Here is a 23,406-nt window from a genome sequence, read left to right on the forward strand (position 1 = left end):
TGTTTTTTACATCCATTCTTATAAAAAGTCTTATTCTGATATTTAATTGACGTATCTGCTAGAAAGATAAACTGTGGTTGTATTAATTTTGAACTGTTGGAAGATTAATCTATCTAATTTTTCAGAAGGTTCAAATAAATAAATATCACATACAAAATGGACAGTATAAATAACTTTTCCTTGGAGTTTGAATTGAATGTTGTTGAAATAAGGAAATTAAATAAAATGTATTTTAAAAATTTATACAAAGAAAGAGTTAGCATATTTTTTAGTCTTCTTTTATTTTTTTCTATTGTCTATGATTTTTTCAACTTAACTACTGGTAATGATTTTACAATATGGATTATAAGAAATTTATTTGTTATAATATTCTTTCTAATATTTCAATATTCACTTGTAAATACAATTTGTAGGCTTATTTTCAGGTTGTTAAAAAAAATATCCAAGTTTGAAAGCATTATTGGGAAATACAAACTTAATTTTAATAACACTGTAATAAATGTACATTCACCACTAGGTGAAATAACTCATAAATGGATTAAAATTGAAAAGGCGATTTTGACTAAAGATTTTTTCTTTCTGTATGTAAAAGAAAGAAATGGATATATAATTTCAATTTCTAACAAATATAATGATGAAAGAAATATGGAAAAACTGCTAACTTTTGTAGAAAGTAACGTAACTCCTATTATAAAAGTTTGATCAAATAATTCATTATCCTGCTAAAATTTATTAAATATAATATTGAAAGATAGGTATTAAAAGGGTTTTAAATTATTGATATACATTGTTTTGCGTCTCATAAAAAACCTTATTTTAACTGTTTCATGTCTTATCAAGTTACTCAAAGCAAAAATTGTAAAATACCTTTGCCCGGTTTTTAAGCGCTAAGTTTTTAAATAAACTAAGTGCTTTGATTTAAAGTATATTAACAAGAACAATTTTAATTGAATAATGGAAAAGGAAAAGGTTTTAGTGCGGGATAATAAAGGGTTTTTCTTAAAAATGTTTAAAAAAAAGTTTAAAGATGAATTTGATTTCTTTGAAAGCTCTTTTTTATTGGAAAATGAAAATAATTCTAAAGATTATGATCGTTCTATATTTGTTGTTTATGATAAATTTGAAATGATTGAATATCTAAAATTAGATAAAAAAGAAGCAAATGTTTTAGTTTGTCTTTTTAACAAGCAGTTGTATAATAGTTTAAGTTTTTTAGAGGAAGTTAAAAACTTAATTTTATTAGATAGCTCAAAAACACGATCACAAATTATTAGTGATTTAAAGCAACATTTTAAAATGACTTTAAATTTGAATAAGATAACATTGGAATCAAGACTTCAAAATACGCCAATTCTCCCAACACAATTTGATAATTTTTATAAAGCTTTATTTTTTTTAATGTAGTTTGATTTATAGTAATAAACTTCTTAACAGAAGTTATTACGTTAGTTTATTTTTTTTTTAAGTAGGTTATCGGTTGCTCAATAACCTACTTTTTTATTATAGTAAAATACTAATTGCTTATTGTTTACTCTTTTTTTAATATATTGATTTCATCTGCTGAAACTTTTATAACAGTTCCGTGACGTGTTCCGCTTGGAAAGCTTACTTGATCTGAAATATCTTCCCAGCCTTTTGAAGTTTGTTTTACAGCTCCATATTTCTTAAGTGTATACTTATCAAAATAAACCACCCAATTATTATCTATTTTGATTGCTGTAGGCCCTTCTGCCCAATAATTACCGGTTATTGGCTCGCTAGCTTTACTGTAAGGTCCTGTTAAATTTTTACTTATTGCAATTTTTAAATTTTTCTGTACAGGATTACGTGTTTCATCTTTTAAATACATTACAAATTCCTGATCTTGCTTTACAATTGTTGCATCAATGACGTTAAAACCTGGCTCATAAAGCAGTTTCGTTTTAGCAAATTTTTTAAAATCTTTTGTTGTTGTGTAATAAATCCTATGATTATATCCTTTCTCTTCATCTGATTTTGTTTCTGGAAATTTGTCCTCAATAGTAGAAGCCCAATAAATCATATACTTTTTTGATTTTTCATCGTAAGTAATTTCGGGAGCCCAAGTATTGCGAGCCTTTTTTTCATGTTCCATTACTGGAATAAATTCCTGTTTTGACCAATGAATCAAATCTTTTGAAGAGGCATAACCAATTCCTTTATCTGTCCAGCTTACTGTCCAAACCATATGATACTGGCCATCTCCGCCTTTTATCACACAAGGATCTCTCATTAATTTATCTTTTCCTACTTCTGGAGTTAAAAATGAAGTATCATTTTTTAAGGCATTCCATTTTAAACCGTCTTCACTGTAGGCCAAATGCAAACCGTCTTCACCATTTCCTTTAAAATAAGTAAATACATAACCATCTGGACTTAAGGTATAATTATTTGCATTAAGCCATTTTTCGCATGTTTTTGGCCAAGAAGCATTAGTTCCTTTTACACCTAAACCAAAACCGTGACCGCCACTTTCATACAAATGCATTTCTGCAGAAACTTTTTCTTTTTTTAAAGCTAAATAATAATTAATACTATTTTCAACGGGAACAGCTTTATCATCTGTCGCATGAACCAAAAAGGCTTTTGATGTTGCAGCAGTTATTTGTTTCTCATTTGAATATTTATCACTTATCTCGCTATTGGCATTTTTTCCTAATAAATTATCTTTAGAGCCTTGGTGCGTAATGCCTTCCTGCATTGAAATAACAGGATAAATCAATATCGAAAAATTGGGTTTAGCACTTGTCGTATCAGAAGTAGTATAGATTTTATCGCTGTAATGCGTAGACAAAGTTGCGGCTAAATGTCCTCCAGCAGAAAATCCCATAATACCAATTTTAGTTGGATTTAATTTCCATTTAACAGCATTTCTTCGTACTAATCGCACTGCTTCCTGTGCATCTTGCAACGGTCCTATAGTTTTGTTTTTCATGATTAAATCACTTGGGAGCCTGTATTTTAGAACAAATGCATTTATTCCTAAAGTGTTAAGCCATTCTGCAACTTTATAACCTTCTTTGTTAATAGCCAGCATTCCATAACCGCCACCCGGGCAAATAATAACGGAAGTTCCATTCGATTTTTCAGCATTCGCAAAATAAGCTGTAAGAGTAGGTAATGTTACTTTTCTAACTCCTTCAGCAATTTCGTTTTTATGATCGATTTCTTCAGAATATCCTTTTGTTTGAATTTCATCAGGAATTTTATCCCATAATGGAATTTCCTTTTTTTGAGAAAAAGCAGGAATTGATATCCATAACATTAAAAATATTATTGCTTTTGCCTGTTTTAAACTATTTGATTTTTTCATAAAATTCTATTTCAACAATGCGTAATTGTCCAGTTGCATCAACTGATGTTTTATCTTTATATAAATCTAATTCTTTTGTTGGATCTACTTCAACAATTTTAGAAAAACTGTCTTTTTCACTGTTAGCTCCAATCAATTCAATTGTAATTTTTTCAGCTAAAATTGGTTCCAGCGAAAGTGTAATATAACCTAAACTTTGGGTTGTATTTCCTTTAAAGACTTCTTTTCCATCGGCTAAAATTCTGATTGGATAAACTTTAGTTCTCCAGCCTGTCAGCTTAACCGTTACTTCATTTACAACTGATGGTTTTGCAAGGGTATAAGTTATCGATCCTGTGTTGATGTTTCCATCGTTTCTCCATTCTGTTAATTCATTGTCATCATAGCTTTTATAAGCATCATTATTGTTTGATGGAGACGTTGCATTTAAGATATTGACAGGAATTCTTTTTTGTGTGTAAGAAACCTTTTTAGGCGTTGATCCACGTTCTAGGTTTGAAGGTAAGCTGTTCCCAGGAAGTTGTTTCGAAAGTCCATTTGTGACTTCAGCAGCTTTTGAGTTAATAGTTAATTCAGCCGGCTTTAATCCTTTTGCCTGAGCAGAAATTTTGATTTTTCCGGCTTTTGCCAAAGACTGAATCATTACTCTGTTAATACCATTTTCTACCGGAATTTCTTTTGATAAAATATAATTTTTTGGACCTTGAGCAATTCCTCCAAGCCAAGTTGCCGGACCGTCCATAGAAAAGGAAATTAAATCATTACTTATTGGGCAGCGATTTCCGTTTTTATCAACTACCTCAACCTCAATTAAAGCAACATCAGCTCCGTCTGCTGATAAACCTTGCGGATGTGTGTTTAGTTTTAGTCTAATTTCCGAAGGATCTCCTGCAGTCGATTTAATATCTTCACTTAAAATTATTCCTTCATCATCATAACCAATTGCTTTTATAGTTCCTGATTTCCAAGTGATATTTTCGAAGGTAAATAAGAATTCACTGCTTCGTTTTCCAAAACCTTGTGAAATTCCATTCAAGAATAATTCTACTTTTGAAGCTGTTGAAACCACATAAATGTTTTTTACCACTGCGTCATTATAATTCCAATGTCCCATAATATGTGTGCGATATTTTTCAACATCTACCCAGCCATCCCACATAACTTGATGTGCCCAAAAACCGTCTTTAGGGATACGCATCGCATCGACTTCTCCGCTTGTTCTATAGTTCTCTTCACCCCGATGATGTGTATTCGAGTCAGAAAATATAATATTGACACCGCCAGAATTTACTCTTTTTCCGGTACCGGGTCTTTCTTTGTAATAATCATACCAGCGAACAACATCTTCAATGGCATGGCGATCTTGATTGTGGTTGTAATCAGTTGCTGGATTTCCTCGGTACAAAGGGCCATCACCTTCTTTATGAAACGGTGGTGAAAATTCATCCCAATATTTGCGAAGACCTTCATCTCTAGAATATTCTGTTGCCCATAATGGTTTTTTGGCGCTTTTATTAATGTATAACATTTCTCCGCCATATTCAGCTTCTTGGCTGTCAAGCATTTCTCGAGAACCAATCGCACGGCCTCCAAAAGGGTCATATGTATCTCTCAAACTTTTCATTTCATGCATATGAGGTTCGCTTATAACTTCATTTCCACTTTCGTAGAAGATAATACTCGGATTATTACGGTTGTAAATAATGGCATCTCGCATAAGGTTTACGCGCTGTTTCCAAGTATCTCCCTGCGCATCTTTTTCGGCATCACCAGCTGGCATTGCTTGAATTAAGCCAACTCTGTCACAGGATTCGATATCTTTTTTCCAAGGTGTAACGTGCATCCATCGAACTAAATTTCCGTTGCCTTCTACAATTAATTTATTGCTGAAATCACTCAGCCAAGAAGGAACCGACATTCCAATAGCCGGCCATTCATTACTGGTTCGCTGTGCATATCCTTTAATTTGCAATACTCTGTCATTCAGCCAAAATTGACCTTCTTTAAAATCAGTTTTTCTAAAGCCTGTTTTGGTAGAGACTTCATCAATAATTTTTCCATCTACTTTTAAAATGGTTTTTACAGTATATAAATAACCGTAACCCCAGCTCCAAAAATGTAAATTATCAATTAGGCTATTTGCTTTTATAATTTTAGTTTCATTGGGCAAAATTGTAGTTTTTTCGCCTGAAAATGAAGCAATTGTTTTCCCTTCAAGATCTACAATACTAACATTATATTCAATTGTTTTTGAAGTTTCAAATTCGTTGCGCACTTCAGTTTCTGCGTTTATAATAGCGCTTTCTGCCTGAATATTAATTTTTGTGGGATAAATATAAACTCCAGTAGTTTTTAAATTAGAATAGAGTGGAAGCGTTTGATATAATTTATTTGTAATATGCAGAAAAACATTTTTTGGAATGCCTCCGTAATTCGCATTAAAGTTAATGTTGTTCCACTGAAAGGATGCTCCAGTGGCTTTTTCTTTATATTTCCAATCGTTATCAATTCGCAGCGCGACTAGATTTTCTTGTGGAAATGGCTTTACCAAATTTGAAATATCAAATCCAAAGGCCATGACGCCATTTTCATGAAGTCCAACCTTGTGTCCGTTTACATAAATAACGCCGGCTTGCCGAATACCTTCAAATTCCAAGAAAATTTTATGGTCTTTGATTCCTTTTGGAAGTTTGAACTTTTTGCGATACCAAACAATTCCTGTAGTCAGATGTTCGATATCTTTTTCAAAAGCCTCTTCCTGATTATAAGCATGCGGAAGCGTAACCTTTTTCCATGAATTATCATTAAAAGAAGGAGACTCAGCATTTTTTGAGTCTCCAGTTTTTAGTTTCCAATCGGAATTAAAATTGTATTTTTCTCTCTTAAATTCTTGAGAAAATAAAGCTGTATTATAAATAAATAGAGCAAAAAATAAGAGAGTCTTTTTCATTATTTCATTTTATAAATTTCTGAACCTGCCAATAAAAAACAGCCTAAACCGTAATCTTCAAAATCCGGAAATTTATCATATGATAATGGCTGTCCGTCTTTCGGTTCTTTACCTGTTGACTGTAAAAAGCCTAAAGCTCCGTTGGTATGAAGACTTTCAGTTACAAGTGCATTCCATGCTTTTTGAATCACGGGTAAATAGGTTTCTTTTTTCAAAATCCCGCTGTTTACTCCGTATGCCATTCCGTAAACAAATAGAGCTGTTCCAGATGCTTCTTTTTCACCAAAATTTGTAGGATCATGCAAGCTAACATTCCAGAATCCATCTGCTCTCTGAACAGGAACTAATGCGGTTGCCATAGCTTTTAAATCTTTTACATATTGGTCTCTGTGAGGTGCATTTTCAGGAATAATGGTAAGCACTTTTGCCAAAGCTCCAATTACCCAGCCATTACCGCGGCTCCAATAGCAGTCTTCACCATTTGGTTCTTTGTACGGCGGATCAAAATCTGCATCGCGCCACCACAATCCATCTTTAGGGTTAAATAGACCGTTGTCGCCATGTTTGTTTCGTGAATACATATACATTTGATACATTTTTTCGAAATAACGGTTGTCTTTCTCTAAAACTCCCATTTTTGCAAAAACAGGCATTCCCATCTGAATGGCATCAATCCAAGACCAATCATCTAGTTGAGGCGTATTTAAAAGCATGCTGATATTTGCTTTTGTATTTTTTAATTTTTTTGCATCTGGCTCTAAATTGTATAAATCAATATAAGTTTGAGCAGCACAATAATTATCGGCATTTCGGGTTATGTTGCCTCCGTTGAAACCCCATTTATGAAATTCTGACCAAGAATATGCATAATCATAATAGGCTTCTTTTGGGAAAATTTCGTGCAATGCCATTAATCCTTCATAATAAACGCCACGTGTCCAGATATTGCTCGGACGTTCTTTATTAGTGACAATTGTTTTTCCGGTTTCTGGCCATTTTTGCATAAAATAATCATTAGCCAAAATCATTTGTTTTAAAACTAATTTCTTATCAAATGGCTGTTGTGCGCTTGCTGTACTTGTATATAAAAAGCATATAGCGAAGATTAAAAGTAATTTTCTCATTTTTAATATCGGTTATTTAATAGTTAGTTTTGTTTTAATGGAGTGAGCGTGATAGGCCCTAGCAATCCAGATGGCATTGGGCTCCACTTTGTAGCGTCGAATTTTTTATAATCTTTATCGACCATATTTATTTCGTAGAAAATCTTCCATTCTTCGCCTTTTAATTCTTTATCGCGAATTCGGTTTGCTGATAGATTCGTAACCTGAATTTTTAAAATATTTTTTCCAGGTTTTAATTTTTCGATGTTCAATTTATAAGGAACAGACCAAGCAGTCCCAATAAATTCATTGTTTATCCAGACTTTTGCGCTTTCGCGGACATCACCTAAATTTAAACTCCAGTTATTTATTTTAGCATTCGGATTATCAAATTGAAGCGTATATGTTGCAGATCCTGAAAAAGCTTCGGCTTCTGGTCCTAATTTTGTCCATGATTCTAAATTAGAAACAGTGGCGCCAGGAGGCAATTGCGGTCCGCCTTTATCGAAATTAATTTTCCAATTTCCCTTAAGAGCGATTGATTCTGAGGTTGGTTCATAATAATTCCATTTTTTTTGAGAAGCTGTGTTTTCTGTTTTTAGAAAGTAAGATTGTCCCGGTTCTATTTTAATCTTAACCAATGTAATATTATCTGATTTTTTTACAACAGCATTTCCAAAATCTCTATTTAATGGATCAAAAATTACGACCTCTTTATTACCCACTTGAAGCGGAATGAAATCATCTATAGTTTTTGTAGTGTGATTTACTAAATAATATATTTTTTCTCCGTCAACAGTTCTTCGAGTGTATTTTAAACCTGTTTCTACAAGTGTTTCGGGGAATATTTTAGCAGCATCTAAAGCACTAAAAATATCCGAAGCCGGTTTTACTAATTCGCTGTTTGCTGTTAAAACATTTTGCAGTTCTTTTTCCTGATTTTTATAATCGTTAAAACCCGGAACCGATTCTGGAAGTCCTTCAAAAATGATATTTGCTCCGGCTTTTTTCAGTTCAATTAATTTCTTCAAAGTTGCAAGAGGCATTTTTTTAGTTTGAGGAATAACAAGTGCTTTAAAAGTTGTACCAGAAAGGCTGATTTTTCCATCTATTACTTTTGCTTCTGCAATAAAATTATCTGAGATGTAATCTACTCCATATCCTTTTTTCATCAAGTTTTTAGTAGTGTCATAAAAAGCAGTTTTATGAAGCCATTCTTGCAAAGAGTGTATTTTAAATTCGAAAAATAATGTTCCTTTTTGGTATTTGTCCCAAGTATCGAAAATAGGCCAGTAAATCAAAATTTCGTTGTCTGATTTTCCCTGTTGAAGCATTGACTGACAGTTCGCTATATAAGAGAATAGAGAAGGAGCATCTTCCCAAATACTATTATTGGAATTAAAATTTACAGAAGCGTAAAACTGCCAACCCGGCCACGCAGCTCTTGTTGGAGAATAAGTAGAACCGTGCAGAAAAATATGATTGATTCCGTTAAGCATTAAATCTTCTGCCTCGGGCTTGCATTGCGATAAAGCAGTTTTAAAATGCTCTCTCAGCCAGGTAAATGTTTCTGACGAAACTAAGTTTTTACCAGAAATATGTGCAGCAGAGGATGAAAATTTCAACATTGCAGGATCAGCATCGCCTTCGCGGATATCTTCTTTCTCGCGTCTAAAACCTGGAATATCAAATGGCATAGAGCCGAAAGTTTCGCATTCTGGAATATCTGCAGCAGCGTACAAATCGATTAAATTTCCGGGAGAGCCATGCGCCTGAAGTTTGGTTTTAAAGTTTTTAGTGTGTGCCCATTGTGTCCAATTTTTATCAAATTTATTCAAAAGCAAATCACCTATAGTCTGTCTGTAGTCACTTCGTATGCGATTTCCGATTTCATTGTCAGTCTCATTGAGTAATAATGGGAGCTGTTTTTTTAAATCATAGCCTCGTAGTTTTTGGAATTCTTCGAAAAAAGTTGGCGTAAAATCAGTTCCGTAAACTTCGTAACTGTCATTAAAAATAGCTCTTATTTTTCCTTCACGGCCTTTAAAAGCAGTATTGAAGGGTACTACATAAGCATTAAAAGCTTCTTCTGAATAATGATCTAATGTATACCCTTTTCCGCCTGGAGCAGCTCTTTTTACCTGTTGTCCGGTTTTACCGCTAAAAACAGCATATAAAGTATAATCTGTTTTTTTTGCTTTCCATTTTAATTTATTTAGCTCAAGCTGATTTGGAATAGCCACTGAAGTTCCGTCAATACCTTTATCTTTTGAATTTGTCTGATTTTTTTTCAGTTGATCTGTTAAATTGACAAAAGATCCGTCGCTTCCATATCCTACAACATATAAAAGTTCTGCTGGAATTTTTTCTTTACTGCTGTCTAGTGTTATATTTCTGTCGAAAGTTTCATTTTTTTTCAATTGGTATTTTTCTACAATTAATTTTGTAGCAGCATGAGGCAAGGTTACATGTGATCCTCCATATGGCCACCCAGTTCCCAAAACCATGTCTACCTGCATATGAAGACTATCAGATACATGAATCGTATAGTCTAGCATTTCCATCCATTTTGGAGAAAGATAATCGATGAAATTATTTTCTTCTCCTTTGACTCCATATATAGGAGTAATTTCCACGCCTCCAATTCCAGCATTATGAAAATCTAAAAGACTCTTTTTTAAGTTGGGTTTGTCAACAGCGCTCCCCATCCACCACCAGCGCGCCCATGGCTGATTTATATTAGAAGATTTTGGCCAAGGTGAATTAGTTTCCTGTGCTGCTAAATTGAAAATGCAGAAAAGAGATAATAATATAAAGTAATTTGATTTGGTCAGTCTCATTATTTATTGTTGAAGGGTGGTTAATAGTAGCTACTAATATAATGACTTCAATTAATTTTAAAATTATAGTACAGCAATTATATTCTTAGTCTTAAACGTAAAATTATAAGTACTGTCTTAAATTGCCATCCTGTAGCGTCCTGTTTAAAATTATTTTCTTAAAAATCAAATGAATAAAAAATTGTCATATTTTTTTCTCAATTCGTATTTTTCATGTAGAATAAATAGGAATTACAAAAAAATATTTTAATAAAATTTTAGATATTATATTTGTAGTTTTTACATTTATTTAGCCTTGTAAATCAAGGAGTTGAGGCTTTTTATAGTTAATAAAAACATAAAAAAAAGCATAAGAACCTGAAAGTTAACAGGATACTACAGGATGCCACGCACCCCTCTTCTAAATAAATTTGGATAAACTAATTAATTAACCAAATTTAACTTTTTATGAAAAACAAATTTAGTCTTTTGCTGATTTTGGCCATGTTTGCGCTTCTGCAGACAGCAGGTTATGCGCAGAACAAAGTGGTTAAAGGAACAATCACAGATGCGGCCGGACTGCCAATACCTGGAGCAAATGTACTTCTTAAGGGAACAAAGCAGGGAACAAGTACTGATTTTGATGGAAAATACTCTATCAGTGCAAGTACCGGACAAGTATTGGTTTTTTCATCTACTGGATCTAAATCAGTAGAAATAACAGTTGGTCAGTCTTCAGAAGTTAACGTAAAACTTGTAGATGACGTGTCTCAGCTTAATGAGGTTGTTGTTGTAGGTTACGGAACTCAAAAGAAATCTGATGTAACAGGAGCTTTGGTAAGTGTAACTGCAGAACAGTTAATGACAAGACCTGTTACGAATGCGCTTGAAGCATTGCAAGGTAAAGCAGCCGGAGTAGATGTTACAAGCAATGAGCGCCCTGGACAGCTTGGTACTGTTCGTATTCGTGGTACGCGTTCGCTTGCAGCAAGTAATGATCCTCTTTATGTGGTTGATGGTGTGCCTTTAATGTCTGCATCTGCTATTGAGACACTTAACCCGAGGGATATTGCTTCTATGGATATTCTTAAGGATGCTTCTGCAACTGCTATATATGGTTCTCGTGGTGCTAACGGTGTTATTATCGTTACAACTAAACAAGGAAAATCAGGACAGTTTTCATTAAATTATGCAGGAACACTTACGACGTCTGAAATTGTGGATAGATCTCCTTCTATGAATGCAGCAGATTTTATTCAGTTCAGACGTTGGGCAGCATACAATTTAAATCCAACAACTTACGCAAATCCTAATAGTCCAACCTTAGCAAATGACAGACTGATTTTTGACAGTGCATTAGACGGTCAGACTTCTAGAGATAATGTTTTAAAAGGATGGGTAAACGGAACGTATGATGCTTCTAGAGTAACGAATACAAATTGGACTGACCTTGTAACGCAAGGTGGACTAACCAAAGAGCACGTTTTGAGTGCAAGCGGTGGATCTGATAAAGTAAATACTTATGGATCTATTGGATATTTAGATCAAGACGGTACTCAAAAAGGACAGTGGTACAAACGTTATACTGGAAAAATTACATCTAATATTACGCCGGTTAGCTGGTTTAAAATGAATGCTTCATTAAATGTTTCATGGAGTGAGCAGGATTTTGGTATGTCGACTTTAGGCGCAAGAAGCGGAACAGCTCCGAATGCAATTTATGGTGCAGCGAAATCTTTATATAATATTGCAGTGCCTTATGATGCAAATGGAAAGATGGTGATTAATCCAGGTGGGGAATCAGGAGTTTATACAATTATAGATGAATGGGAAAAAAGTACGCAACAGTCACAAACGATGCGTGTTTTAGGTAATTTCTCTGCAACTTTTGACTTCGGTAAATTAGCAGACGCGGTTGAAGGGCTTAGTTATAAAATAAATTTTGGACCAGATTTTCGTCATTGGAGAGAAGGATCTTATATCGACGGGACTTCATCTCTTAAAATAAATTCAGATGGAAGTTCAGGTACTAATTATGCTCGTCTTCAAAATCGCCGCGATCTTTCATGGACATTGGATAATATAATTTCGTATGATCGTACTTTTGCAGCTAGACATAAAGTTGGTGCAACATTGCTTCAGACTGCATCTTCATGGAATATTGAAAACTCTTCAATGAATGCGAATAATATTCCAAAACCATCTTATTTATGGAATGCAATGGGATCTGTAGATGTTACAAATCCTGCAAACAGTGCTCGTATGAGTTCAGATATTACGGAACGTCAGTTGAGTTCTTACATGGTTCGTGTAAATTACGGTTTCGATAATCGTTATTTATTGACTATGTCAGGCCGTTGGGACGGAGCGTCTCAATTATCAGAAGGAAACAAATGGGAATTTTTCCCTTCAGCAGCATTGGCTTGGCGTATCAAAAATGAAGAATTTTTGAAGAATGTAAACTGGCTTGAAAATTTAAAACTTCGTTTAGGTTTTGGTACAACAGGAAATTCTTCTGTAGATCCTTATGAAACAAAAGGAGATATTACTTCAATTTATCTTCCTTTCAACGGAATGAGCAACCAAATTGGTTATACTACAAATGAACCATATTATACTGCTACTCAATTAACAATGGCTAATCCAGCTCTTACTTGGGAAAAAACAACACAATATAACCTTGGTCTTGATTTTAGTTTCTTCAAAAATAGAGTAAGCGGTACTATTGATGTTTACAAATCGTATACAAACGATTTATTATTAGAGGTAAAAATCCCTACACTTACAGGTTTCCCTTCTATTACTTCTAATATTGGTGAAACAAGTAATAAAGGTGTGGAGGTAACGCTTAACTTGATTCCTATTCAGACTGGTGGAGGTTTTACATGGGAAACTAATTTAAATGCAGCTTGGCAGAAAGATCAAATTGATGCATTGGCTAACGGTAAAAATGATATGGTTGACAATTCATGGTTTATTGGTAAATCTATTGCTGTTCGTTATGGTTATGATAATCAAGGAATTTGGCAAAATACGCCGGAAGATCTTGCTGAAATGGCAAAATGGAATGCAAACGGGAACGCATTTAGCCCAGGTAACGTGCGTCCTAAAGATCAAAATGGAGATTATAAAATGGATGCAGCCGATCGTGTAGTTTTAGGAAACAGCAATCCAAACTGGACTATGGGATGGAATAACAATTTTACTTATGGAGGTTTTGATTTAGGAATTAATTTATACGGACGTGCAGGTTATACAGCATCTTTAGGCGGAGAAGCATTAACTGCTCACGCTAACCAACGTGAAGTAGATTACTGGACTCCAGATAATACAGATGCTGAGTTTCAAAAACCAATTCTTGGACAAGCATCATCAGGTTCAGCTGATAAATTTGCAGGATTGCTAGGTTTTCAAAAAGCTTCATTTGTAAAAATTCGTAATATTTCTTTAGGTTATAATTTTGATAAAGATTATGTAAACAAAATTGGAATGGCGAATCTAAAACTTTATATACAAGCGGTAAACCCAGGAAGCATTTATCAATCTTTAAGCTGGTATGATTTTGATACAAATAATACCTATTTCAACCGCAGTTTCGTTATGGGTGTTGAAGTTGGATTCTAATAAGCTGTTGCGAACTAAAGTATAATAATAAAAGTAAAAAAATGAATAATATAAAAAATATCGGAATCGGTCTTTTGATAATGATAGGGGTATCTTTTGCCTCTTGTTCGAAAGATTTTCTAGACGAAGAATTGACGAATCAATATTCAACAGACTATTTTGAAACGTCTGAAGGTCTTCAAGCCTTGACGGTTTCTCTTTATGGTAATATTCGCTGGCATTTTGGTTTTGAGTGGTCGTATGCAAATACACTTTACGGAACTGATGAGTTTACGAATGCAAATGATCTTACCAATGAAATGTGGAATACGTATGATAACCGTTTTGGACCAGCAGGTGCAACAACGGCTACTGGAGCAGCAAACGGGAATGCTACAAACCCAGCAGCGCTTTGGGATGAAATGTATTACGGAATTGCATCTTGTAACACTATCATTGCAAATGCAGAAAAAATTACAGATCTAAAAATCCGTAATCGCTGTTTAGCTCATGCTTATTTTTTACGTGGCTATAATTATTACCGTCTTACAGCACAATATGGAGGAGTTGTTCTTCAAACTAAACCTGCTGTAGGAGTTGTTCGTAACTTTACTCGTTCTACAGACGAACAATGTTGGGAGCAGGTGGTTTCTGATTTAAGAAATTCATATAATCTTTTTGAAGGGGAAGTATTTACTTATGGAAAAGGAGTTACATGGACAAAAGCAACTGCTGCCCATTTCTTGGCAAAAGCGTTGTTATTCCGTTCTTCAGAGCGTAATGATTCATGGAATGGTAAATATAAAGATACAGACCTTAAAGAAGCAATTGATGCATGTTCATATGCAATTACTGCGCGTGGACCATTGACGGCTAACTATAGTGATCTTTATGCTAACTGGACAGGAATTGATTGTCCAAACGAGCAATTGAATGAAATATTAATGGCCGCTGGTCATAATGGAGATGCTGCAACTGTAGGCCGTTTTGGAAACCGTACTTATAACTATTTTGCTCCTCAATTTTCAAGTTTTTCTGGAGGATGGGTAAAACGTGGCGTATGGATTGGAAGTATGGATTTTCAACGCTGTCGCCCTACTGAATATTCGTATGCAGTTTACGATCACGTAAACGATGCTCGTATGTGGAAAACCTTCAGGACAGTTTACGGAGCTAACACTGTTGTAACTGCTAATGCAGGTGTAAAAATTGGAGATCCTGGAATTGTTATGATCTTGAATACTAAAAACGATAATACTTATAATACAGCTAAATTTGGTGCGAGTGTTCAGGCTCCTACTTGGACAGATGCTGCAGGACGTTTGCCAGAATGGAATACTGGGGCAAGACAAACGCCTACTGCTGGAACTTTGGCTGTTAAAAAAGGACAATTTGTGCCTAACTCTTCAGTGTTGTATCAAAACGGAAATTATGTTGCGCCTACATTTAAAAATCAGCCAATTTGTAATTTCTTCGCAGGTATCAATAAAACAGATGATGGTTCACGTACTGCTGAAAGAGGAGATGCACACCGTGACGTAATTATGGCTCGTTTAGGAGAAACTTATCTTGTGCGTGCAGAATGTTATGCTCGTTTACAGCAATACGGAAATGCAATGCAAGACATAAATACAGTTAGAGCAAGAGCACAATGGAAAGCTGGAGAAAACAGATCTTACTATAATGACGGATCTCAAGCATTTAAAACAAATGCTCTAAATACAGGAACTGCTGCAACAAACTTTACGGCTTCAAATTTAGATATGAATACGTATTATTTATCTAATCCAACAGTACCGGTTACAACTGCTGCATCTGACTTAAGATTAACATCATTCCCTAATAATCTGCCAAGTGAAGATGAGGCAATTATTGCTAAGGTTGGAGCTTCAAGTGATTATGAGCGCGCGTTAAACTTTATTTTAGATGAATATACTCGTGAATTGCTAGGAGAATGGCAACGTTGGGAAACGCTTTCGCGTACAGGACAGTTGATCAAAAGAGCAAAAGCATTTAATGCTGAAGCAGCTCCAGGTATTACTGCAAATAAACATGAGCTTCGTCCAATTCCGCAATCGTTTATTGACGGATTGTTGAACGATGATGGTTCAAATCTTTCTGCTTCACAAAAAGCAGAATGGCAGAATCCAGGTTATAAGTAAAATTTTTTAATTTTTGTTTTTTGAAAGCCGTCTCATTTTTGAGACGGTTTTTTTATGCTTTTATCTAAAATGTAAACGATTTTCAGAGAGTAATCACGGTATTTAGTATTAGTTTTTGAATACTTCTTATTGATAAATTTTTAATAATGTTGAATCAGTAGTATTTTTAGTAATATTTTTTTTATTCAATAAAAAATTTTGAACAAAATTATGGTATATTTAAAAAAAATACACATTTATTTTGGTATCAATATTTTTGACTCTAAATCTAAGTTTCTCTTGAAAATCAAGGCTTTGAAGGTTTTTATGGTTAAAAAAAACTTAATTATTTTTTGTAAAACACTGTAAGTTAGATTCGTACTAAATAATTTTACAGGATACTACAGGACAGTACGGAATGAACTTCTAAATAAATTTGAGATAACTAACTAACTAATTAATTAACCAAATTTAACTTTTATGAAAAACAAATTTAGTGCTCTGCTTGTGATAGCGCTGATGACATTATTGCATGCATCAGGCTATGCGCAGAACAAAGTAGTTAAAGGGACCATTAGAGATGCTTCTGGATTACCGGTTCCGGGCGTCAACGTACTCATCAAAGGAAGTCAGACTGGTGTCAGCACTGATTTGGATGGAACTTATTCCATAAGTGCTGCTACAGGAAGTACACTTACCTTTAGTTTTATTGGCTTTCAAAAACAAGAAGTTACAGTCGGAAATGCAACTGTTTACAACATTGTACTTAAAGAAGACGATAATTCTCTTGATGAAGTTGTAGTAGTCGGATATGGAGTAAAAAAGAAAAAGGATCTTACCGGATCTATTGTCAGCGTTGGTGCTGAAGAAATTGCTTCAAGACCAGTTGTAAATGCAGTTCAAGCCATGCAGGGTAAAGCTGCAGGTGTAGATGTTTCTTCAACAGAGCGTCCAGGAACTGTAGGAAGTATCACCATTCGTGGAGCCCGCTCTATTTCGGCTTCGAATGCACCGCTTTATGTGGTTGATGGTATTCCGCTAAATTCGAGATTGGTTACTGATGCCTCTACAGGAAAAATTAGTGTAGATCCAAACTCAGGTGGGATAGATTTCTTGAATCCAACAGATATTGAATCAATAGACGTATTAAAAGATGCATCTGCAACTGCTATTTACGGATCTCGCGGTGCAAATGGGGTTATTATCGTAACAACAAAAAAAGGTAAAAACGGAAAATTTACTTTAAACTACGATACTTCTGTTGTCTTAGAAACTATTCATGAAAACGCTCCGATGATGAACGCAGCAGAATATATCGAATTTCGTCGTTGGGGAAGATATTACTCAAATCCAACTGCTTTCCCAAAAGGAGATACTCCAAATATAGATAATGACAAATTAATTTTCTTGGCTTCCGCTGATCCATCAGCATGGGCAAATATCGAAAAAGGATGGAGAGATGCCAGCGGAAACTTAACAACAACTTGGGATGGTTCTAAAGTAGCAACTACAGACTGGACTAAATTTGTAACCCGTACTGGAATCACACAACAGCATACAGTTAGCGTAAGTGGTGGTACAGAGAAAATGAAAGGTTACGGATCTTTTGGATATTTAAATAATACAGGAACATTATTTGGTCAAAGCTACCTGCGTTACAGTGGTACGGCAAATGTAGATGTTACGCCAACAAAATGGTTTTCTATGGGTGTAAGCCTTAATACAAGTTATGGCGTAAATGAATATGGACAATCAAACGTAGGAAGAACTGCCGTTACAAGTTCTGGCGGGATCTATGCAACTGCCCGCACGAATCTTCCATATGCAGTTCCTTACGACAGCAACGGAAACAGAATTGATAATCCAGGAGGAGATTCTACAATCAGAACTCCTGTTGATGAATACAAATTATCGCAAGATCAGCGTGTAACATTGCGTGCTTTTGGTAGTTTGTATGCACAATTCGATTTGGGTGGTCTTTCATCTTCGCTTGACGGCTTAAAATACCGAATTAATTTTGGTCCGGACCTTACTTCTTATCGTGATGGGGTTTATTTAGATGGAAAATCAGCCATTCGTTCTGGAACAAGTTTCGCTTCTTTAACAAATGAAAAATCAATTTCATATACTTTAGATAACTTGATTTTTTACAACAAAACATTCGGCAATCATAGTTTTGGCGGAACATTATTAATGAGCCAGACAGAATATCATAATGAGAACAGTTCACTGTCTGCCAATGATATCAAAAATCCTGAAAACAAATGGAATGCTTTAAATCCTGCCAATGTAACACTTGCGGGCTATTCTTCAGGATTGACAGACACTGGGTTATTATCTTACATGGGAAGGGTAAATTATAGTTATGCTGATAAATATCTGCTTACTGCATCAGGACGTTTTGATGGAGCTTCACAATTAGCAGCAGAAAACAGATGGGCATTTTTTCCTAGTGCATCTGTAGCTTGGGTACTGAATAAAGAAAAATTCTTAGAAGATGTAACTTGGATCAACCAGTTAAAAATGAGAGTAGGTTACGGTGTTACCGGAAATGCAGCAGTACCAGCTTATGCAACACAGCCGCCGCTGATCGGAATCGTATATCCAAATGGATCTGGTGTGATAGACAATACTTCATTAGGAAACATAGAACTAGGCTGGGAGCAGACTGCCCAGTTTAACTATGGTATTGATTTTTCTATGTTCAATAATAGAATATCAGGTGCTTTAGATTATTACACAAGTAAAACTACTGATTTGTTATTAAAAAGCAGTGTTCCAACCGTTATTGGTGTGAGAGATACTTACCAAAATGTTGGAGAAACGGAAGGAAGCGGAGTTGAGCTTACCTTAAACACAGTAAACATAACTGGAAAAGATTTTGAATGGACTTCGAACTTTAGCGGATCGTACCAACAGAGTAAAATTGTAGCCCTTCAAAATGGAAAATTCGACGACATCAACAACAATTTATTTATTGGAGATTCTCAAAATGTAATTTATGGTTTTGAGTCAAACGGAATCTGGAAACCTGAAGATGCAGTTGAAATGGCAAAATTCAATGCCGCTGCCGGATCTAATATTTTCTCTTTTGGTAATGCAAGACCTGTAGATCAAAATGGTGATTATAAAATTGATGCCAACAACGACCGTGTAATTATTGGAAGCAAAGATCCAAAATATATCGTTGGATTAACAAATACTTTCATTTACAAAAATGTCGAATTGTCATTTTTTGTTTACGGACGTATGGGCTATTTATATGATACTTTAGGAGAAAATGAAGGAGCAAAAGGAAGTCAGAGATCGATAAATTATTACACTGATAATAATATCAATGCAGAATATCAAAAACCAATTTATTCAGCAGGTACTGGAGATCCTTATTATCCTACTTTAGGATATCGCAATGGTTCGTTCTTAAAAATACGAAACATCTCCTTAGGATACCATTTCGATAAGGAATTAGTACAGAAATTGGGACTTTCTAAATTGAGATTATACTGCCAGGCAAGTAATCCAGGTATGATTTTCACCAAGCTTAAATGGACTGATTTGGATACGCAGACGACAGCTTCTAACAGAGGTATGACTTTAGGGTTAAATGTAGAATTCTAAATTAAACTTAAAAAAAATCATTATGAAAAATTATAAAAACCGATATATAAATTTGATGCTGATTGCTGCGCTTGTTTTAGGAAGCAGTTCATGCAACAAAGATTTTCTTGACGAAGAACTGACCACAGCTTACAGTAAAGATTATTATAAAACAGAAGCAGGAATTCAGGCTTTGGCAAATGGTACTTACTATCAAGTATTTGCTGCAGAATTCTCAAGCGAAGTACCGCTTACAGCAACCGAATCTGGAACAGATGAATTTCATGCAGGAGGAGATCCTTCAAACTGGATTTGGAATTCTTATTCTTCAGGTTTTAAAGCTTTTGTGACAGTTTCGAATGCAAATACAGTTGCAGCAAACACCAACTGGGACAATTTGTACATCGGAATTGGAAATGCAAATCAATTGATTGAGTCTGCCACAGATATTGTTTCGACAAATGATGCAATCAAAAAAACAGCTTTAGGCGAAGGTTATTTTTTAAGAGCTTTTAATTATCTAAAATTAGTTAGCCAATATGGAGCCGTTCCGTTAAAAACAAAAACAAGTTCTACAGTTGAATTAGAATTTACAAGAGCAGAACCGCAAAAAGTGCTTGAACAAATAATTGCTGATTTTACACAAGCCTACACTTTGTTGACGAACGCCGGCGCTCCAGCTAAAATTACAAAAGATGCTGCTGCTCACTATTTGGCCAAAGCTTATTTAGCACGTGCTAGTGAAATTAACGACAGCTGGAACTCAGCTACAAAAGCAGCCGATTTACAGCAAGTTGTAACTTTATCTGATGAGGTAATTTCACATCATCCTTTGGCATCAAATTTTGGTGAGCTATGGAATTATACTGTAGCCGATGGCGTAAACGAAAAACTTCCAGAAATAATCTTATCTGCTCAGTTCAATTCCAGTACATTAACTACTGGAGGAAATCAGCAGCACCTGTATTTTCTTTCTACTTACGATCAATTGCCTCAAATGAGAAGAAACCTTGCCGGAGGAAGACCATTCAGCCGTTTGGCACCAACTTACTTTATTTATGATGTTTATGATCATGTAAATGATTCTCGTTTTTGGAAAAGTTTTCAAACTAAAAGCATTATCAATAATAAATCAGGAAATTATTATGTAAATGGAGATTTAGGTATTATGTACATTGTCAACAGTGCTTCTGATACGCGTTTTGCTAAAACCAAAAATGCAGACGCTATTGTTTATGCAAAAACAGGAAAAACAATTCCGAGTGTATATGTAGCTTATGCAGCAGATAAAATTGGCTTAATGGCCGACGTAAGATTTCCTTCATTAAGCAAACATTTAGATGGAAATAGAATAGATGTCAGCAACACAAAAGGATCTCGTGATATTATATTGGCACGTTCAGCAGAAACGTATTTGATGGCAGCTGAAGCAAAAATACGTCTCGCAAAATTAGGATCTGCAACATTTGCCGATGCACTGACTTATATCAACACAGTTCGTACTCGTGCAGCTTATAAAACCGGAGAAAACCGCTCTGCTTATACGGATGGCTTAGCAGCTTGGACAGTTTCAGGTCAGGCTGGAATTCCTATTTCTTTTATTCCAGAAAACTCGTATTACGAATCAAATAATATTCCCGTTTTGACTACAGCAACAAGTTTAGCGATCTCTAGTATTGGAGCTTTGCCAGCTGAAGATTTAGCTGTAATTGCAAAACTAGGATATGGTACTGATTATGACAGAATGCTTTGTTTGGTATTAAATGAAAAATCTAGAGAACTTGTTGGTGAATTCCATCGATGGGAAGATTTAAGCCGAACTAAAACTTTGGTCGCCAGAGCAAAAGCTTATAATATTGAAGCAGCTCCAAACATTCAGGATTTTCATAATCTGCGTCCAATTCCGCAGACTTTCTTAGATGGTGTTTACGCAAGCGGAAAACCATTAACGCCAGAAGAAAAAGCAGCAATGCAGAATCCAGGTTACTAAATTTTGCCCCCAACTATATTGTTTAAAGCCGTCTCAATTTTGAGACGGTTTTTTTATGAAATTTAGCAGGGTACAACAGGATAGTTATGAGTTATTTAATAACTAGATTTGAGTATCATTTTAAGAATATTGGTTTTTCGTTTAATGGTAATGGTAAAATTAAGTGGTTTTGATTTTACAAAAGGCAGTAACTTGGTTACTGCCTTTTTTTGTTCATAATTCTGCAAATAAACAGGGAAGCACAGGATACCGATATCGATTTAGTACTATATCTTTAAAGTTTTAGTATTAAAATTAAATTCCGAATGATATATTTAAAAAAACTTCCTCTATTATTCATTATTTTAGGATTAAAAATAACTGCCATTGCTCAGGTAAAACTGCCTGCTTTGGTGGGGGATAATATGGTTTTGCAGCAAAATTCAAAAGTTAATTTATGGGGATGGGCTTCTCCAAACGAAAAAATAAAAATTCAATTGGGCTGGCAAAATAATCCTGTAGAAATCACGGCAAATCCTGACGGAACTTGGAAAACAGCTGTAAATACTCCACAAGGAAGTGAAAAGCCTTTTGACGTTTCAATAGAAGCTTCAAATAAAATCATTCTAAAAAATATTTTGATAGGCGAAGTCTGGATCTGTTCCGGGCAGTCAAATATGTATTTTCCTGTTGGGAAGGAAGACGGAACTTGGAAAACAGGGGTTAAAAATTACGAACAAGAAATTCAAAATGCCAATTTTCCATCCATCAGATTGTTTACGGTTTTAACCAAAGCTTCTCAGAAACCTCTAGACGACGTAACCGGAAGCTGGAAGCAATGTTCTCCATCTTCAATAAAAACATTCTCTGCCGTTGCTTACTTTTTTGGAAGAGATTTATACCAAAATTTAAAAGTTCCCATTGGCTTAATTTCGTCTTCTTGGGGCGGAACAAAAGCAGAAGCTTGGACATCTCAAACCGTTTTAGAGGAGAATCCAGATTTCCTTCCGATTTTGGAACAGGATGCAAAAAACGAAAAATTATTTCAGGAGAAATTAGAAATTTATTATGCTGATTTGCAAAAAGAAAGAATTGCAAACAACAATGATATTTCGAAATCACAACTGAAAAGACCTAAGAAAGAAGAGAATAAAACTTCATATGTTCTCTATAATGCGATGCTTCATCCGCTAATCAATTATACGATGAAAGGCGTAATTTGGTATCAAGGAGAAAGCAATGCAGAAAGCGCCTTTTTGTACAGAACTTTATTTCCAGCAATGATTAAAAACTGGAGAAGCGATTGGGATCAAGGTGATTTTCCATTTTATTTTGTTCAGATTGCGCCACACAAAGGGCAGAATCCAGATATTCGAGAAGCGCAGTTAATGGCTTCTAAAAGTGTTTCAAATACTGGAATGGCCGTTACTACAGATGTTGGAAATGCAACAAATATTCATCCAATCGACAAACAAACTGTTGGGTATCGTTTGGCTTTAATTGCAAGATCGAAAACGTACAATGAAAGTAATTTGGCTTATTCTGGACCGCTTTACAATCATATGAAAATAAAAAAAGGTAAAATTCAATTGTTTTTTGATGATGTAGAAAATGGTTTCAAAAAAAGTAATGAAGATTTAAAAGAATTTGAAATTTCCGGAAACGATCAAATTTTTTATCCTGCTCAAGCAAAAATTGATGGCAAGACTATTGTAGTTTCTTCATCAAAAGTAAAGAATCCCGTTGCAGTTCGTTTTGCATGGAAAGCAGTACCGGAACCGAATTTATTCAACGCCGAAAATTTGCCTGCATCGCCTTTTAGAACAGATGATTGGCCAACAGAAAATCAAAAGAAATAAGCTGCTGTATCTGCCACTGCGAGAACATAAATAA

11 protein-coding genes are annotated in these 23,406 nt (G+C 34.8%); 7 read left to right on the top strand and 4 right to left on the bottom strand.

Annotation, left to right across the window (positions count from 1 at the left end; genetic code table 11):
- The first annotated feature begins 156 nt into the window (after positions 1–156).
- Together IR010_RS19710 and IR010_RS19715 are read left to right on the top strand one after the other, a co-directional pair.
- Positions 157–702, top strand: a complete 546-nt coding sequence (locus IR010_RS19710; RefSeq protein ID WP_029272625.1) for a hypothetical protein — start codon at positions 157–159, stop codon at positions 700–702.
- Between the two features lie 252 nt (positions 703–954).
- Entirely contained in the window at positions 955–1,404 is a 450-nt protein-coding gene (locus tag IR010_RS19715; RefSeq protein WP_194569768.1) for a hypothetical protein, read from the top strand.
- A gap of 124 nt (positions 1,405–1,528) precedes the next feature.
- Here IR010_RS19715 and IR010_RS19720 read toward each other — a convergent pair whose 3' ends face one another.
- From IR010_RS19720 to IR010_RS19735, 4 genes are read right to left on the bottom strand one after another with little or no spacing between them, the layout of a single operon-like run.
- A complete protein-coding gene (locus tag IR010_RS19720) occupies positions 1,529–3,331 on the bottom strand; it encodes an alpha/beta hydrolase fold domain-containing protein (protein WP_194606071.1) in 1,803 nt (600 codons plus the stop codon).
- Positions 3,315–6,281 carry a glycoside hydrolase family 2 protein gene (locus IR010_RS19725; protein WP_194606073.1) on the bottom strand — a complete coding sequence of 989 codons (2,967 nt, stop codon included), beginning with the start codon at positions 6,279–6,281 and terminating at the stop codon, positions 3,315–3,317. The genes IR010_RS19720 and IR010_RS19725 overlap by 17 nt, the downstream gene beginning before the upstream one ends.
- Entirely contained in the window at positions 6,281–7,405 is a 1,125-nt protein-coding gene (locus IR010_RS19730; RefSeq protein ID WP_194569762.1) for a glycoside hydrolase family 88 protein, read from the bottom strand. Before IR010_RS19730 ends, IR010_RS19725 begins: the two co-directional genes overlap by 1 nt.
- 23 nt (positions 7,406–7,428) lie before the next feature.
- Entirely contained in the window at positions 7,429–10,224 is a 2,796-nt protein-coding gene (locus IR010_RS19735) for a glycosyl hydrolase (protein WP_194569760.1), read from the bottom strand.
- Between the two features lie 447 nt (positions 10,225–10,671).
- On the opposite strand from IR010_RS19735, the gene IR010_RS19740 reads away from it, so the two are divergent.
- The 5 genes from IR010_RS19740 to IR010_RS19760 all read left to right on the top strand — a co-directional run bounded on the left by IR010_RS19740 (position 10,672) and on the right by IR010_RS19760 (position 23,372).
- Positions 10,672–13,827 carry a SusC/RagA family TonB-linked outer membrane protein gene (locus IR010_RS19740; protein WP_029272619.1) on the top strand — a complete coding sequence of 1,052 codons (3,156 nt, stop codon included), beginning with the start codon at positions 10,672–10,674 and terminating at the stop codon, positions 13,825–13,827.
- 41 nt (positions 13,828–13,868) lie between these two features.
- Entirely contained in the window at positions 13,869–15,968 is a 2,100-nt protein-coding gene (locus IR010_RS19745; protein WP_194569757.1) for a RagB/SusD family nutrient uptake outer membrane protein, read from the top strand.
- A 459-nt stretch (positions 15,969–16,427) separates the two neighbouring features.
- Positions 16,428–19,565, top strand: coding sequence for a SusC/RagA family TonB-linked outer membrane protein (locus IR010_RS19750; RefSeq protein ID WP_194569755.1), 3,138 nt, complete (start codon positions 16,428–16,430; stop codon positions 19,563–19,565).
- A 22-nt stretch (positions 19,566–19,587) separates the two neighbouring features.
- Positions 19,588–21,534, top strand: a complete 1,947-nt coding sequence (locus tag IR010_RS19755) for a RagB/SusD family nutrient uptake outer membrane protein (RefSeq protein WP_194606075.1) — start codon at positions 19,588–19,590, stop codon at positions 21,532–21,534.
- A 305-nt stretch (positions 21,535–21,839) separates the two neighbouring features.
- On the top strand, positions 21,840–23,372 hold the full coding sequence (locus IR010_RS19760) for a sialate O-acetylesterase (protein WP_194606077.1): 1,533 nt from the start codon (positions 21,840–21,842) through the stop codon (positions 23,370–23,372).
- Positions 23,373–23,406: the final 34 nt, after the last annotated feature.

It is taken from the genome of Flavobacterium sp. MR2016-29, from assembly GCF_015350695.1.
Classification (GTDB): Bacteria; Bacteroidota; Bacteroidia; order Flavobacteriales; family Flavobacteriaceae; genus Flavobacterium.

What these genes read in the sequence shown, in the direction of transcription:
- IR010_RS19710 (WP_029272625.1), top strand. Translation starts at nt 157, where the DNA reads ATGGACAGTATAAATAACTTTTCCTTGGAGTTTGAATTGAATGTTGTT.
- IR010_RS19715 (WP_194569768.1), top strand. Translation starts at nt 955, where the DNA reads ATGGAAAAGGAAAAGGTTTTAGTGCGGGATAATAAAGGGTTTTTCTTA.
- IR010_RS19720 (WP_194606071.1), bottom strand. Translation starts at nt 3,331, where the DNA reads ATGAAAAAATCAAATAGTTTAAAACAGGCAAAAGCAATAATATTTTTA.
- IR010_RS19725 (WP_194606073.1), bottom strand. Translation starts at nt 6,281, where the DNA reads ATGAAAAAGACTCTCTTATTTTTTGCTCTATTTATTTATAATACAGCT.
- IR010_RS19730 (WP_194569762.1), bottom strand. Translation starts at nt 7,405, where the DNA reads ATGAGAAAATTACTTTTAATCTTCGCTATATGCTTTTTATATACAAGT.
- IR010_RS19735 (WP_194569760.1), bottom strand. Translation starts at nt 10,224, where the DNA reads ATGAGACTGACCAAATCAAATTACTTTATATTATTATCTCTTTTCTGC.
- IR010_RS19740 (WP_029272619.1), top strand. Translation starts at nt 10,672, where the DNA reads ATGAAAAACAAATTTAGTCTTTTGCTGATTTTGGCCATGTTTGCGCTT.
- IR010_RS19745 (WP_194569757.1), top strand. Translation starts at nt 13,869, where the DNA reads ATGAATAATATAAAAAATATCGGAATCGGTCTTTTGATAATGATAGGG.
- IR010_RS19750 (WP_194569755.1), top strand. Translation starts at nt 16,428, where the DNA reads ATGAAAAACAAATTTAGTGCTCTGCTTGTGATAGCGCTGATGACATTA.
- IR010_RS19755 (WP_194606075.1), top strand. Translation starts at nt 19,588, where the DNA reads ATGAAAAATTATAAAAACCGATATATAAATTTGATGCTGATTGCTGCG.
- IR010_RS19760 (WP_194606077.1), top strand. Translation starts at nt 21,840, where the DNA reads ATGATATATTTAAAAAAACTTCCTCTATTATTCATTATTTTAGGATTA.